This window comes from Buttiauxella agrestis (genome assembly GCF_900446255.1).
Classification (GTDB): Bacteria; Pseudomonadota; Gammaproteobacteria; order Enterobacterales; family Enterobacteriaceae; genus Buttiauxella; species Buttiauxella agrestis.
The window spans coordinates 4472076-4486060 of record NZ_UIGI01000001.1 but is presented as its reverse complement, the minus strand read 5'-3'; the positions used below and the strand labels follow the sequence as shown (position 1 = coordinate 4486060).

The 13985-nt window shown below is 54.5% G+C and carries 13 protein-coding genes and 1 pseudogene; 6 read left to right on the top strand and 8 right to left on the bottom strand.

The window, feature by feature from the left end; all coding sequences use genetic code 11:
- The first annotated feature begins 187 nt into the window (after nucleotides 1-187).
- The 6 genes and pseudogenes from DY231_RS21315 to DY231_RS25445 all read left to right on the top strand — a co-directional run.
- Nucleotides 188-2053, top strand: coding sequence for a bifunctional sugar phosphate isomerase/epimerase/4-hydroxyphenylpyruvate dioxygenase family protein (locus DY231_RS21315; RefSeq protein ID WP_115631414.1), 1866 nt, complete (start codon nucleotides 188-190; stop codon nucleotides 2051-2053).
- 75 nt (nucleotides 2054-2128) lie between these two features.
- On the top strand, nucleotides 2129-3445 hold the full coding sequence (locus DY231_RS21310; RefSeq protein WP_115631412.1) for an MFS transporter: 1317 nt from the start codon (nucleotides 2129-2131) through the stop codon (nucleotides 3443-3445).
- Between the two features lie 2 nt (nucleotides 3446-3447).
- Nucleotides 3448-4284 (top strand): shikimate dehydrogenase family protein, encoded by an 837-nt coding sequence (locus DY231_RS21305; protein ID WP_115631410.1) that lies wholly within the window; start codon nucleotides 3448-3450, stop codon nucleotides 4282-4284.
- A 308-nt stretch (nucleotides 4285-4592) separates the two neighbouring features.
- The gene (gene cspE / locus DY231_RS21300) at nucleotides 4593-4805 is read left to right on the top strand and encodes a transcription antiterminator/RNA stability regulator CspE (RefSeq protein ID WP_034461105.1); all 213 of its coding nucleotides are present in this window, start codon (nucleotides 4593-4595) and stop codon (nucleotides 4803-4805) included.
- Between the two features lie 185 nt (nucleotides 4806-4990).
- Entirely contained in the window at nucleotides 4991-5260 is a 270-nt protein-coding gene (locus DY231_RS21295; RefSeq protein WP_115631408.1) for a type II toxin-antitoxin system TacA family antitoxin, read from the top strand.
- A 3-nt stretch (nucleotides 5261-5263) separates the two neighbouring features.
- A pseudogene (locus DY231_RS25445) lies at nucleotides 5264-5782 on the top strand (GNAT family N-acetyltransferase); the annotation flags it as partial.
- A 53-nt stretch (nucleotides 5783-5835) separates the two neighbouring features.
- Here the strand turns inward: DY231_RS25445 and DY231_RS21285 are convergent.
- From DY231_RS21285 to DY231_RS21250, 8 genes are read right to left on the bottom strand one after another with little or no spacing between them, the layout of a single operon-like run.
- A complete protein-coding gene (locus DY231_RS21285; protein ID WP_115631404.1) occupies nucleotides 5836-6846 on the bottom strand; it encodes an HAD family hydrolase in 1011 nt (336 codons plus the stop codon).
- Nucleotides 6843-7859: a BatD family protein gene (locus tag DY231_RS21280; RefSeq protein ID WP_115631402.1), complete on the bottom strand. Its 1017-nt coding sequence runs from the start codon at nucleotides 7857-7859 to the stop codon at nucleotides 6843-6845. The genes DY231_RS21285 and DY231_RS21280 overlap by 4 nt, the downstream gene beginning before the upstream one ends.
- On the bottom strand, nucleotides 7856-9379 hold the full coding sequence (locus DY231_RS21275; RefSeq protein ID WP_115631400.1) for a vWA domain-containing protein: 1524 nt from the start codon (nucleotides 9377-9379) through the stop codon (nucleotides 7856-7858). Before DY231_RS21275 ends, DY231_RS21280 begins: the two co-directional genes overlap by 4 nt.
- Nucleotides 9376-10353: a vWA domain-containing protein gene (locus DY231_RS21270; RefSeq protein WP_115631398.1), complete on the bottom strand. Its 978-nt coding sequence runs from the start codon at nucleotides 10351-10353 to the stop codon at nucleotides 9376-9378. Before DY231_RS21270 ends, DY231_RS21275 begins: the two co-directional genes overlap by 4 nt.
- Nucleotides 10346-10786 carry a DUF4381 domain-containing protein gene (locus DY231_RS21265; protein ID WP_115631396.1) on the bottom strand — a complete coding sequence of 147 codons (441 nt, stop codon included), beginning with the start codon at nucleotides 10784-10786 and terminating at the stop codon, nucleotides 10346-10348. The genes DY231_RS21270 and DY231_RS21265 overlap by 8 nt, the downstream gene beginning before the upstream one ends.
- A complete protein-coding gene (locus DY231_RS21260; RefSeq protein ID WP_115631394.1) occupies nucleotides 10787-11692 on the bottom strand; it encodes a DUF58 domain-containing protein in 906 nt (301 codons plus the stop codon).
- Nucleotides 11692-12690 (bottom strand): AAA family ATPase, encoded by a 999-nt coding sequence (locus tag DY231_RS21255; RefSeq protein ID WP_115631392.1) that lies wholly within the window; start codon nucleotides 12688-12690, stop codon nucleotides 11692-11694. Before DY231_RS21255 ends, DY231_RS21260 begins: the two co-directional genes overlap by 1 nt.
- Nucleotides 12687-13982: an anaerobic sulfatase maturase gene (locus DY231_RS21250; protein ID WP_115631390.1), complete on the bottom strand. Its 1296-nt coding sequence runs from the start codon at nucleotides 13980-13982 to the stop codon at nucleotides 12687-12689. Before DY231_RS21250 ends, DY231_RS21255 begins: the two co-directional genes overlap by 4 nt.
- Nucleotides 13983-13985 lie beyond the last annotated feature (3 nt).

Genomic DNA, 13985 nt, shown 5'->3' with positions numbered 1-13985 from the left:
TTTGCCTTTAAGTTGCCAGGGAGTGACTGGAAAGTGTAACCCCACTTTGTTTTGTTCGGTAATCGCCCGCTATTTTTTTTAACTTCCGGGCGTGTGATCTGGGGTAACAATTAATTAACTATAAATTTGCAATATGAACCAAATGATACAACATTAACCGACTTATCCCGACAGACCAGGAGCCATCATGCAGCGTTCAATTGCAACCGTATCTATCTCTGGCACGTTGCCTGAAAAACTGGCCGCAATTTCGGCTGCTGGTTTTGACGGTGTCGAAATCTTTGAAAACGACCTGCTTTATTACCCAGGCTCCCCGGCCGACGTGCGCAAAATGGCGGCGGATTTGGGACTGACCATCACGCTCTTCCAGCCGTTTCGCGATTTTGAAGGAGCATCGCGCCCGCAGTTTGCCAACAATCTGGAACGGGCGCGCCGCAAATTCGCTCTGATGCATGAGCTGGGCTGCGACACCATGCTGCTGTGCAGCAATGTGGCACCCGATTGCTCCGCCAACATTGATTTGCAGGTCAGCGATCTCGCCCATCTTGCTGAACTTGCACACCTTAATGAAATCACCGTCGGTTATGAAGCGTTAGCGTGGGGCACGCACGTGAATCGTTATCGCCAGGCGTGGGAGCGGGTAAAACAGGTTAACAGCCCGGCGTTGGGGCTGGTGCTCGACAGCTTCCACGTGCTTTCGCTCGGCGATCAATTGATTAATCTCGACGATATTCCTGTCGAGAAGATCACCTTCCTGCAACTGGCCGATGCGCCGCTGATGAAAATGGATGTGCTGGAGTGGAGCCGCCATTTCCGTTGCTTCCCAGGGCAGGGTGAATTGCCGGTGGTGGAGTTCACTCGTTTGCTGACTGAGAAAGGTTTCCGCGGGCCATGGTCGCTGGAGATTTTCAACGACAGTTTCCGCGCCACGCCGAACGCGCCAACGGCCAAAGATGGTTATCGCTCGCTGTTATGGCTGGAGGAGCAAACCTGGCAGACCAACCCGCAAATTGACGCGCCACTTTTTCACAGTGCACCGCAGGCGAGCTATCAGGGCATTGAGTTTTTAGAGTTTGCCACCGATGATAAAGATGCCGTGGCAATGGGCGAAGCCTTGCAACCGCTGGGTTTCGACCATGCCGGAGAGCACCGTTCCAAAGACGTTTCGCTGTGGCGCAACGGCGGCGTGAATATCATTATCAACCACCAGTCGCACAGTTGGGCGGATGAATTTCATCGCCGCCACGGTGTTTCGCTGTGCGCGATGGCGTGGCGGGTGCAGGGCGCTGCAAACGTTTTGCAGCGCGCGCAAGATTACGGCTACCCCGTCTGGCATGAAAAACACGGCCCGGATGAGCGTGCACTGGCAGCGGTTTGTGCGCCAGATGGCAGCTTGATTTACTTGATTGAAGCGCCTGAGCAGGGCGAAAGCGACATTTATCAAACCGATTTCACGCTCTCAGAAACTGCCGCCAAAGGCATGCTGCGCGGCATTGATCACCTGGCGCTTGGCCTGGTGGAAGGCAGTCGCGATAACTGGATTATGTTCTTCCGGGCGGTATTTGGGTTCGAGCTGGATACCGAACTGAGCGTGCCGGACCCGTATGGTCTGGTCAGGAGCCAGGTGATGCACAGCCCGTGTCATTCGATTCGCCTGCCGCTGAATATGTCGCACAGTCTCGATACGCAAATTGCCCGGTCGGTGGCGAGTTATCAGGGAACCGGCCTGCAACATGCGGCATTTGCCTGTGATGATTTACCTTCGACGGTAGAAAGCCTGCAATCTAAAGGACTGAAGTTACTTCCTATTCCGGCGAATTATTACGGCGATTTATTGGCGCGCTACGGAGTCAATAACGCGTTATTACAAGGGCTTGAGCGTCTGGATATTCTATATGAGCGGGATGCGCAGCAGCATGAGTTTTTGCATGCCTACACACCGGCATTCCGTCCTGACCGTTTCTTCTTTGAACTGGTCGAACGGCGGGGTGATTATCAACAGTACGGTGCGACTAATGCGGCGGTTCGTCTGGCTGCAATGCAGATGCGGTAACTCGATTTAAAACAATAAATGAACCTTAAGGTTCAAAAAGGCACCTGTAACCTACGACATAAGAAGGAATTACTGATGGCAAGTTATGAACAGGGCGATATCGCCGCCCCGAAAACTGCTGTTGAAAAACGTTCGCGCACTCGAATGGTCATCCTGACGCTGCTGGCTATCGGGACCATGATTAACTACCTCGACCGGACGGTATTAGGTATTGCTGCGCCGCAACTGAGTGCCGATCTTGGAATCGGTGCCGCCACTATGGGCATCGTATTCTCGGCATTTGCGTGGACGTACGCCGCAATGCAAATTCCCGGCGGCATCTTCCTGGACCGCTTCGGCAATAAAATTACCTACGCGCTGGCGCTGTTTTTCTGGTCGGCATTTACCTTATTCCACGGCTTGACGATGGGCCTGAAAACCTTGCTGCTGTGCCGCCTGGGATTGGGCATTAGTGAAGCGCCGTGTTTCCCGGTCAATAGCCGTGTCGTGGGAAAATGGTTCCCGCAACATGAACGCGCTCGCGCCACGGCCGTGTACACGGTCGGAGAATACGTCGGTCTTGCCGCGTTTGCGCCGCTGTTGTTCTTTATTATGGAAACCTTCGGCTGGCGCGCGCTGTTTATCTCCGTGGGCGTGGTAGGCATTTTATTTGTGCTGGTGTGGTGGCGTTATTACCACGAGCCGCATGAGTCTAAAACGGCTAACCAGCTCGAGCTTGAATACATCGGCCACGACCAGCAATCGGCCGAACCTGAACCGAAAATGAACTTTAGCTGGGCGAACGTCGGCAAGCTGGTGAAATGCCGTCAAATTCTCGGCGCGGGTATCGGGCAGTTTGCCGGAAACACGACGCTGGTGTTCTTCCTCACCTGGTTCCCGACGTATCTCGCGACGGAACGCCATATGCCGTGGCTGAAAGTGGGCTTCTTCGCGATCCTGCCGTTCCTCGCGGCGGCCGTGGGCGTGATGTTTGGCGGTTGGGTTTCAGACCAAATCCTGAAACGCACCGGGTCGGTGAATATTGCCCGTAAGCTGCCGATTATTTCTGGCCTGCTGATGGCGAGCCTGATTATCTCAGCGAACTGGATGCCAACCGACGCGCTGGTAATTACGGTGATGTCCGTCGCTTTCTTCGGGCAGGGTATGGTCGGACTTGGCTGGACGCTGATTTCCGATATGGCGCCGAAGAACCTGGCAGGACTGACCGGTGGCTTATTCAACTTCTGCTCCAACCTGGCTTCCATTATCACGCCGCTGATCGTCGGTTTTATCGTCGCGGCAACCGGCAACTTCTTCTACGCGCTGGTGTACATCGGCAGTGCTGCGCTGCTGGGCGTCTTCGCTTACGTCTTTATTCTTGGCGATATCAAACGTATTGAGATGGAAGATTAATCATGGAAATCAGTGGCAATACCCGTTTAATCGCGCACCTGGGCTATCCCACCACCACGTTTAAAGCGCCGATGATTTACAACCCGTGGTTTGAAAGCCAGGGCATTGATATCAAGGTGGTGCCGATGGGGGTCAGGGCTGAGGATTACGCGCAACTGATTCCTTCTTTATTTCGCATGACCAACATCATTGGCGCGCTGGTGACGATGCCGCACAAAGTCTCGACCTGCGACTTAGTGCAAAGCCTCAGCCCGGCGGCGCAAATTGCCGGAGCCTGTAACGCCATTCGCCTGGAACCGGACGGTCATCTTCGCGGTGATATGTTCGATGGCGACGGCTTTGTGCGTGGCATGTTGCGCAAAGGGATTCAGGCGCAAGGAGCGCGTGCGTTGGTGGTCGGTAGCGGCGGGGTGGGGTCGGCGATTGCGGCCTCACTGGCGGCGGCAGGCGTTGAATCTCTGGCGCTTTATGACAGCCGCCCGTCAAGCAGCGAAGAGTTGGCCATTCGCCTGCGTAGGCACTACCCGGCGCTGACGGTGCAAACCGGTTTGCGCAACCCGCAGGGGTTTTCGATAGTGGTGAACGCAACGCCGCTGGGCATGGATGCAGGGGATGAATTGCCCGTGGATATTCACGCGCTCACGCCCGGAAGTTTCGTTGGCGAGGTGGTGATGAAGAGCGAAATCACGCCATTTCTGCGCGCTGCAATGAAAAGAGACTGCCAGATACAACCTGGAACAGATATGTTATTTGAGATGATTCCTGCATATATGGAGTTTTTTGGCCTGCCGGAAGTGACGCCAGAAGCCCTGCGGAAAGTCGCAAAAATAGATTATTAACAACGCATTAGAACATAGCGAGGCGGGTGTAACTTCGTATGATTTACACCCGCTAAGCGAAGCGCTAAATGAGACGTAATTTAACTACAGAGCTGTGGACGGCTAAAATAATCCTTGTCATTCATCGCCTAAGCATGAGTTAATACGCCCCATCGGTTTGACGTACAGACCTTTAAAGCAACCTAGTAAAGCAGTCCTTCAAGAGTCATCCCTGGATACCCTTTGTCGTGTGCTCCTCTACCGCTTCATAAAATCTGTAAAGCATACCAAATCGCCGTAAGGCACACTCAATTCAAAAGGTAATACACATGTCTAACAAAATGACTGGTCTGGTAAAATGGTTCAACGCTGATAAAGGTTTCGGCTTCATCACTCCAGACGACGGTTCTAAAGACCTGTTCGTTCACTTCTCTGCAATCCAGAACGACGGTTACAAATCTCTTGATGAAGGCCAGAAAGTTTCCTTCACCATCGAGAACGGCGCTAAAGGCCCAGCAGCTGGTAACGTAACTAGCCTGTAAGGTTAGCGTTAACTAAGCTCTAAAGAATTTAAAAACCCGCTTCGGCGGGTTTTTTCGTTTCTGTCCGATACGGTTCCCCGCCGGATCACTTGTTGAAAATTCATTCATTCCACTCTATAGTCTGCGTACGGAAAAACACCGTACACAATTTCCGATGCACAACGCGAGCAGTTATGGAGCGCACTATGCCAGCATTAAAAAAACAGCGCATCGATCTCAGATTAACTGACGACGACAAGCGCTTAATCGAAGAAGCTGCGGCAATGTCCAACCAGACTATCACTCAGTTTATGGTAGCCAGCGCTTCTGAACGTGCCGCGCAAGTCATTGAGCAACATCGTCGCCTGGTTCTGAATGAAGAATCGTGGGATTTGGTGATGGAGGCTCTCAGCAATCCGCCCGCACCGAACGCCAGGCTTAAAAGTGCCGCTAAACGCTTACAAAATATGGAGTAACGCGTGGCTGACCTGATGATTGAGATTTTTTCGCAGGATGCAGAATACGATTTTTCAGGTTTCGACTGCGGTGAAGAACCGTTGAATACTTTTCTAACCGATCATCTTGCACGTCAGCATAGTGGCCGGATCTTACGCGGCTATTTGCTTGTTGCTAAAGAGCAGAAATCGAAAGTGTTAGGCTACTATACGTTGTCGGGCAGCTGCTTTGAAAAGGCGACACTTCCGTCGAATACGCAGAAGCGGAAAGTCCCTTATGCCAATGTTCCCAGCGTCACTTTAGGGCGTCTGGCGGTTCATAAAGACCTTCATGGGCAAGAGTGGGGTACAACGCTTGTCGCGCACGCGATGAAAATCACCTGGCTTGCATCGCAGGCGGTGGGGATTCATGGAATGTTTGTGGATGCCGTCAATGCGGGGGCGATGCAGTTCTATCTCAAACTCGGCTTTACTGCATTGGTCGGCGACAATGCGAACTCACTGTTCTACCCCACTAAGTCCATCGAACAGCTGTTTGCAGAACAACAACACTTCATTTTAAGGTGGATGGCGCTCACGCTTATCCACCCCTTATTTTACTGTTTTGGCGATTCCGGAACACACGATTTCGGGTCAAACACCGTTCTCCAGTCCTGCTTCATATCCACCACCGTCCAGCCTTTTTCCTTCGCCATACTTAGTCCTTCGACCAGTTTACCGCTGGCAGGTGGATGGCTATCGTAAGCATATTCACGCTCGGCATCGGTATGGTGAACCAGCAAACCGAAGGTTTTATAGTCCGGGTTGGCTGCGGTGTACTGCATCATCGCTAAATCGCCGTCGCTGTTACCAAACGCCGCAACCGGGCGCTGGCCCATAAACAGATGGATCGCGACGGGCTTGGCGGTTGCATCGTCGTTAAACGCGCCTTTCATGGTTTTACGCAACTGCGTGCCGTTGTCGGTCAGGGAAAACTCGCTAAGTGAGAACGAGCCGATCACCTGCTCGGGTGGAATGCCGTACATTTTCTCCGCTATCACGCGCATAAAATCAATGCCGCCGCCGGACACAATCCACGTTTTGAAGCCGTTTTCACGCAGGTAATCGAGCAACTGGCGCATCGGCTGGTAGCCCATTTGATCGTACCGGCAGCCAAAGCGATTATCCCGGTGGCTACCGACCCAATTGGCGACGCGCTGGTCGAATTCGTCGGTGGTGATGTTGCTGTGCGTCAGCTCTAAAAGCTGCATCAGCCCTTTTTCACCCGCGGCAGCAACGGTTTTTAAATCGTTATTCAGCACCGCGCTCACAATGGGATCGTTTTTCCATTCCGGGTGCTCTGGCGCGAGGCGTTTTACTTCATCAATAGCGAACTGGAGCTGGAATGTCAGCGGTGCTTCGGGCCACAACGTGCCGTCGTTATCAAACACCACATAGCGCTTCTGGGGCGGAATATAGGTTGAGCGGTCTTGATTGGTCGCATTTTGCACCCATTGTTCAATGGATTGTTTCGCCGCCGTATCCTTCCACGCAGACAGCGGGTCGGCGGCGTGAGCCGCACCCATTGCACCCAGAATTAGCGTTGTGAGTAACAGTTTATGTTTCATCGTTCACCCCTTTTGGTGGGAGTTAGTTTGGGCAATGGGACAGGGTTCCAGAAGCGCTGCCAGACACGGTGCAGATACCTCAAACTGCGCCGCAGCGGGCGGCGCGTAAACCAGAGAAGCAGCGCCATTAGTACGACGGTGATGATCATCGTCGCGATGCGCCATTTTCCATCATCGGTGGCGCCGCGCAGTGCCGATTCACTTCCTGCGGCGCGCGCTTCGGCAACTTGCAGGGTGGAGCCGGGTAATTGCGCCACTTGCCATTGCTGATTTGCCGTGTCCCACCAGCGTAATTTCAGCGGCGGAATGGTGATGGCGCCCGCTTGTGAAGGTAAATAACGCAGGGTTTCTTCACGCTGTGCGCCTTCGATTTCACCCCGTCCCGTTTTCAGCATGGTGTTCACGGGCGTCAGGCGCTGGGTTTCGGTGCCAGGAATGGCGTACAGCAATTGCGGGATTTGTGTGGCAACAATCCCGTTGGCCTTAACCGTGACGGTGCGCTCGATCACGTCACCAGCGTGGAGTTTGTCGTCTTTGCTTGCGTGATACTGGGTGATTTTCTGGGTGAGCGTTAAGTTGCTGGCGGGCAGGAAGCGATCCGGCTGCTCCACACCTTTCGGCCAGACCACCTCTTTTTTCAGCTCGGGTAATTGCACCGTGACGGGCGGTTGGTTGGGTGAAGTGAGGGTGATTTCCACCGCAGGCATCAGCAGCACGCCCTGATCCCACGCGGTGATTTGTCGTTCAAGGCGCACGCCGCTCCAGCTAATACCATTTTTCTGGCGACTCAGCAGTTGGTTTGGCAGCGGCGTGGTGAGTAACGAGCCGTTCTCAATTTTAAAATCAGGCCATTGCGGCGGCGGATTAAACCAGCTATCCGTCCAGAAGGTGATAGCCACCCGCACGGGCTGACCGGGCGCGACATGCTCTGGCGCTTCAAGCTCCCGCGTAATGTCCATCGCCGCTCGGGCTGGCAGAACGGCCAGCAAAAGCACCATCAGCAAGGTTCTCATGGAGCCTCCTCCGTGTTGGCGCGGTAGAGATTTTCCAGCAGGCCGGAAGGGGAAACCTCCAGGTTTTCAAACCACTGATTGACCTGCGGGCTGCTGCTGGCAACGGGTTGGATATCCTTCTGATTGACGCCCTGATCTTTCCTTAAATCGTGTTTAATTTCGTCCGGTTTATAGTCCTGTTCTTTGCCCTGAGCCGCCTGGCGATCGCGTTCTTTCTGGCGCAATTCCATAATGATTTTGGCGATGGCAGCGCGGTTTTGTTGCGCCGTTTTCCAGTCCGGGCGCAGGCTTAAGGCGCGGTCATAGCTGTTAATGGCCTGCTGCCACTGCTTTTGCTGGGCGTAGCTGTTGCCCGTCCATAATAGCGATTCAGCGGTTTGCGGTGCCTGGCGAAATGCGGAGGTGGCCGCGACAAAATCTTCGGCGCGGTAGTAGGCGATGCCTTGCCACAGCGGGTCCTGAAAACGCTCTGCGGCTTTTTTATATTCGCCTTTATTGAAGGCGAGTTGCCCCTGCATATCCGGGCTAATCCACGCATCCTGCCATGCGGCCTGGCTTTGGGGCAGATACAGCAGCGGCACCAGCACAATCAGCCAGCAAATCAGCTGTCGCCGCCCGAGAAGCAGTAGCAAAAGCATTGGGATCACCAGCAGATAGCCGCTGTTTTTCCAGTGCAAATCGCCGCGAGCGTTATTTTGCGCGCTCACCGATTGTTGGATGTGGCTGGCGAGTACCGATAAATCGCTGTCGTCGCTGGTGACGAGCGTGACCGGAATGCCGCCATCGCGAATTTGGCTAAAGCGTTCGACGTTCAGACGCGTATCAATCCCACGCTGGGCGTAGCTTTCGGGTAATTCACCCCCGCGTGCGGTCCCCGGAACCCAGATTTGAATGGGCGCTTTTTGTTGGGCAAGCCACGTTGCGTCTTGCGCCGAAACGGTGTCGGCAATCAGTAAAATATTGCGCGGCATATTCGGCGTTTCTGGCATGTTTTTCATCGCCAGGGCGATAGCCTGTTTTAGCCCCGAGCCTTCACCTTCTGGCAATAAATTTGGGCTTTGGGCATGCAAGAACAGCGCGTAAAACGTCGGGTCGGAAGTGAGTGGTGTGGTCAGATATGCATGAGCGTTGTAAACCACCAGGCCGAAATGCGTGCCTGTTGAACGGTTCATCAGGTCCATGATTTTGCTCTGCATACGCTGGTGGCGGCTCGGAGCTAAATCCTGCGCGTACATCGCCGGATCTTGCTGTAACACCACCATCATGTTGCTTTGCTGCGTCAGTGCGGCCGGGAGTTCACGCTGCCAGGTCGGGCCTGCCAGAGCGATGACACCGAGTGCGCACAACCACGGTAAAATCTGGGTCAGGCGTTTTTGTCGCCCAATAATCAGCGCTTTGGCAAACGGCTTATCCATAATCTGGTGCCAGGCGCTACGTTGGCTGCTGGCAACAAACCACAGCAGCGCGCAAATCAGCAGACCGAGCAGCCGCCATGGGTAAACAAAATGGAAGTCACTCATGCTGTTTTCTCCCGCACGAATCGCGTGACCGCGAGCAAAATCAGCAAAGCCAGCGCCAGTAGCAGCGGCCACTGGAACAGCGGGATGTGCCACGACCAGCCGATGGATTTCACCTGCACGGGGGTGATGGCGTCGATTTCCTGCCATACGCTGTCGAGAGCCGCACCGGAACCGGCGGCAGTCCAGGATTTTCCGCCGGTAATGCGCGCGATATCCTGCATCAGCGGCAAATCTACTTTGTCATCGCCAGTGCTGTTCAGATCGCCAAAGGCGATGGTATGTACCTGAACGTGATGCGTTGCCGCCAGTTGTGCGGCGAGCGGTGGCGCTAATTGCGATGCGGTGTCGTTGCCGTCGGTGAGTAAAATCGCCAGTTTGCTGGCGTCTTTGTTAGCGGTGGTATCGAGCAGTTTCACACCGATTCCCAGCGCGTCGCCAATCGCGGTTTGTTGACCAATCATGCCGGGCGCGAGTTGGTTAATGCGCGTTTGCAGCGCCTGTTTGTCTTCGCTAACCGGGGCGAATGGCCACGCCTGGCTGGCAAAAATCACCAGCCCGATGCGGTCGGTTTTACGCGCCGCCACGAATTTTCGCACCGATTCCTGAACGGCCTGTAAGCGCGTGATCCCACCCTGAACGTCGTTTTTGCCCATCGAACCGGAGACATCCAGAATCAGCACCACATCGCGCATCGGTTTTTGAATATGCTGCGGCGGAGTCAGGTATTCCGGGCGCGAGAGGGCGGCAACCAGCAGAATCCACGTCAGCCAAAAAATCAGGCTTGAGAGTTTGCTGGTGCGCACCGGCTGGCTGTTGAGTTTCAGCTCATCAATTAATTCCGGCAAGAACGGTACGCGAACATGTTCTTTCACTTCGCGATCCTGCGGTAAAAAATAGCGACCAAGCAGCGGCAGGAAAATCAGTAACCACGCCCACGGCCAGGCGAAATCGAGGCGGCTCAGAAACTCAGACATAAGGCAGTTTCTCCAGCCAGTGTTTCAGTTGTGTTTGCAGACGTGCGTTTTGATTCGCCTCGAGCTGGTTATCCGGCTGGCAATATTTGGCGCTCAATTGCTGGCGCAAATCGGCGTCGATTTCAACATGCTGCAAGAGTTGTTCTGGCGAAAGCGTGTGGCTAATTTGGCTGCGCGGCTGGTGCATCAGCAGAATGCGTTTTATCAGTTCCAGCCAGCTATCGGCGCTGTGCGGCTGCTGCAATGCCGCCAGCGCTTCACGACGCCACACGTTGCGCCGCCATCTCGCCAGGTGGAATAACCCGAAGATAATCAGCGCGATAAGTAACACGCCGCCGAGCACAAACCAGCCGGGCGGCAAGGGAAACCAGGAGATACTTCGTGGAAGCGCCGGGTTTAACAGCTCCGGCACGCTAAATCCTTTCTCGAGCATTCAGACTCCCTTTTGTAGCTGCTTGAGAAGATCGTCTGTGACGACTATCTGATTCACGCGGACGCCAAGCCGTGTCAGTCGGTTTTGCAGGCCGGAAAGCCGCGCAGTCACGCTCTGTTGAATCTCATCTTTTAGCCGTGGCGAAAGCGAAAACGCGGCTTCATGACCCTGATAGCTGGCGGCCAGGTTTCCTTGCGTCGGGAGGGTGAGATGCAGGTTGTCGAGCGTGACAAATGCGCTAATCTCGCAGCGCCGCCGCAGGGCAGCCAGCAAGGCTTCACCGGACGCATCGAGATCGTGGAAATCACTGATGACGGCCACCCAGGAACCGGCGGGGATCAGATGCATGGCGTGTTGCAGCACGCTGCCGAGCGTCACGGTTGCGGGTGTTTCATCAGGGTAGCGTTCGGGTAATTGTTGGTTGTATTGCAGCAGGTCATCGAGCACTGCGGGCAGATTGGTGCGTGGGGCGCGGCATTTTTGCAGGCTGTAATTTGCATCGCTGAACACCGCGCTGCCGATGCGGTCGCCATCGTGCCAGCTTCGCCATGCGAGCAGGCCCGCAATTTTGGCGGCTGCGACAGATTTGGTTTGCCCGCGGGTGGCAAAAAACATATCCAGCCGCTGATCGACGATCAAGAACACCGGGCGCTCGCGCTCTTCGTTATACATGCGGATCCACGGCGATCGCAGGCGGGCGGTGGCTTGCCAGTCGATCAACCGCACGTCATCACCTGGTTGGTAGCGACGGAGACTATCAAAATTAAGCCCGCGCCCCTGCTGGCGTGAAACACGCTCACCCGCCAGCGCTCCCGGTGGGATCTGCCCAGGCGGGTTCGACAGCAAACGTGCTTCGCCTGCCAGCGCCATCAGGGTTTGGCGATCCACCTGTAACGCGCTATTCATTACGCCACCACTGCGTCGAGCAACATCCGGATTACGTCGTCCGGAGAGGTATTATCGGCGTTGGCCTGGTAACTGAGCATCAGGCGATGGCGTAACACTGCCGGGGCGACGAGCTTGATATCTTCTGGCAATACCGCGTCGCGGCCTTCGAGCCAGGCCAGTGCGCGGCCACAACGATCGAGTGCTAAGGTGCCGCGCGGGCTGACGCCAAACGTGATGTAACTGGCGAGCGTGTCGCTGATACCCTGCGGATGGCGGGTCATATCCACCAGATTGACGATGTAGTTTTCAATAGTTGGCGCGACGTAAACCGCCGAGATTTCCTGCCAGCAGGTGGCAATATCTTGCTGCGATAACATCAGCGTTTCAGCCGGTTTTTCCGTTTGTCCATCGCCGCTTGCCAGATATTTTTGCTGCTGCTCCGAACGCACCAGTTGCATCACTTTTTGCTCGTTTTCTTTGGACGGATAATCCACCAGAACTTTCATCAAAAAGCGGTCAAGCTGCGCTTCGGGCAACGGCCAGGTGCCTTCTTGATCCACCGGGTTTTGCGTCGCCAGCACCATGAAAATGCCCGGTAGCGGCCAGGTTTTCCCGGCCACCGTGACGTGGCGTTCTTCCATGGCTTCGAGCAATGCCGATTGCACACGTGCCGAGGCGCGGTTTATCTCATCGGCAAGAATAATATTGCCGAACACCGGGCCTGGGCGGAAACGGAACTGGTCTTCTTCACGCGTGGCATTTTGCTGGTAAATCTCGCTGCCGGTAATGTCTGACGGCAGAAGATCTGGCGTGAACTGTATGCGGCGGAATTCACCTTCCACATGGCGGGCGAGTTCACGCACCGCACGGGTTTTTGCCAGACCCGGCAAGCCTTCGAGCAGTACGTGTCCGTCGCAAAGCAGCGCGACAATTAACATGCGTACCAGCGATTCCTGACCCAAAACCTGTTGATTCATACGCTGCTCAAGTTCGAGCAGTTTCTCTCTGTTTGTCATTTGCGCAATCCTGCAAAGTCACGTTTCAAAAGCGTGGCGAGTCCGACAAGAATCGGCTCGGCGTAATTGAAGAAAGCTTTGATGCCTGGGCAAAGATAATTAAGGCCTTGCTCGCCGTCTGGCGTGCGGACAAGGCGGTTTTTCGGGCATTCGCCCCAGCATAATTTCAGATACGGGCACTGTTTACAGTATTCCGGCAGCGTGTCTTTTTTCCCCATGCCAAAGGCTTTCTGGCGTTCGGAAAATGCCAGGTGCGCGAGTTTGGTGTCTTCGATATTGCCAATCTGATATTCGGGGTAAACGTAGTGGTCGCAGGAATAGATATCGCCATTTTTTTCGATGGCCAGACCTTTGCCGCAAAACTCGGAGGCGGTACAAATTTGCGCGGGCATACCCATGGTTTGGGCGACGGCGGTTTCAAACAGGTTAACTTGCACGCGGCCTAAATCGTTATTCACCCACTCTTCAAACACCGTTTTCAGGAAGGTGCCCCAGTCATCAGGATCCACTGACCAGTCGGTGACGATGGAGTCCAGGTCGCCCGGTTTTGCGCGGCGCGTTCCGGTAATGGGGATGGTTTCATCGCGCCAGAATTGCGGGGCGGTGACTTTGAAATCAACCGCTTCTACGCACGGGTTAAATTGCACGTAGGTCGCGCCCAGTTCTTTGGTGACGAAACGGTAAACTTCCAGCGGGAATCGAGCGTTGGTGCGGTTGACGGTGACGAGCGCGTTGAAAGGGACTTTGTATTTTTTGAGCGCTTCGACGCCTTTCATCACTAAGTCGAAAGTCGGTTTGCCGCTGCGCGTGACGCGGTAGCGGTCGTGTAATTCTCGTGGGCCGTCAATCGACAAGCCAACCAGAAAACGGTGTTCTTTGAGGAATTCAGCCCATTTGTCGTTAATCAGCACGCCATTGGTTTGTAAGTCGTTTTCGATGCGCTGGCCGGGCTTTTGGTACTGTTTCTGGAATTTGACGACTTTTTCGAAAAACTCCAGCCCCATCAATGTGGGTTCGCCACCTTGCCAGGAGAAAACCACTTGCTCGCCATCTTGCCCGTCGATGTACTGACGAATGAAGTTTTCCAGCACTTCGTCGCTCATGCCGGTGTGGCGGTCTTGATGCAGCAGATCTTCTTTACTCAGGTAAAAACAGTAGGTGCAATCGAGATTACAGGTGGAGCCGGTAGGCTTCGCCATAACGTGAAAACGGCGCTTGTATTCAGGGCCTTTGCCATCATATTTCTCTGCTGACGGTAATGCTTTAACCGGCAATGTTGTGCTGTACTTCATAGC

Coding starts and splice junctions, on each gene's coding strand:
- DY231_RS21280 (WP_115631402.1), bottom strand. CDS start 7,859: ATGAGAACCTTGCTGATGGTGCTTTTGCTGGCCGTTCTGCCAGCCCGA.
- DY231_RS21250 (WP_115631390.1), bottom strand. CDS start 13,982: ATGAAGTACAGCACAACATTGCCGGTTAAAGCATTACCGTCAGCAGAG.
- DY231_RS21295 (WP_115631408.1), top strand. CDS start 4,991: ATGCCAGCATTAAAAAAACAGCGCATCGATCTCAGATTAACTGACGAC.
- DY231_RS21275 (WP_115631400.1), bottom strand. CDS start 9,379: ATGAGTGACTTCCATTTTGTTTACCCATGGCGGCTGCTCGGTCTGCTG.
- DY231_RS21310 (WP_115631412.1), top strand. CDS start 2,129: ATGGCAAGTTATGAACAGGGCGATATCGCCGCCCCGAAAACTGCTGTT.
- DY231_RS21260 (WP_115631394.1), bottom strand. CDS start 11,692: ATGAATAGCGCGTTACAGGTGGATCGCCAAACCCTGATGGCGCTGGCA.
- DY231_RS21285 (WP_115631404.1), bottom strand. CDS start 6,846: ATGAAACATAAACTGTTACTCACAACGCTAATTCTGGGTGCAATGGGT.
- DY231_RS21270 (WP_115631398.1), bottom strand. CDS start 10,353: ATGTCTGAGTTTCTGAGCCGCCTCGATTTCGCCTGGCCGTGGGCGTGG.
- cspE (WP_034461105.1), top strand. CDS start 4,593: ATGTCTAACAAAATGACTGGTCTGGTAAAATGGTTCAACGCTGATAAA.
- DY231_RS21265 (WP_115631396.1), bottom strand. CDS start 10,786: ATGCTCGAGAAAGGATTTAGCGTGCCGGAGCTGTTAAACCCGGCGCTT.
- DY231_RS21315 (WP_115631414.1), top strand. CDS start 188: ATGCAGCGTTCAATTGCAACCGTATCTATCTCTGGCACGTTGCCTGAA.
- DY231_RS21305 (WP_115631410.1), top strand. CDS start 3,448: ATGGAAATCAGTGGCAATACCCGTTTAATCGCGCACCTGGGCTATCCC.
- DY231_RS21255 (WP_115631392.1), bottom strand. CDS start 12,690: ATGACAAACAGAGAGAAACTGCTCGAACTTGAGCAGCGTATGAATCAA.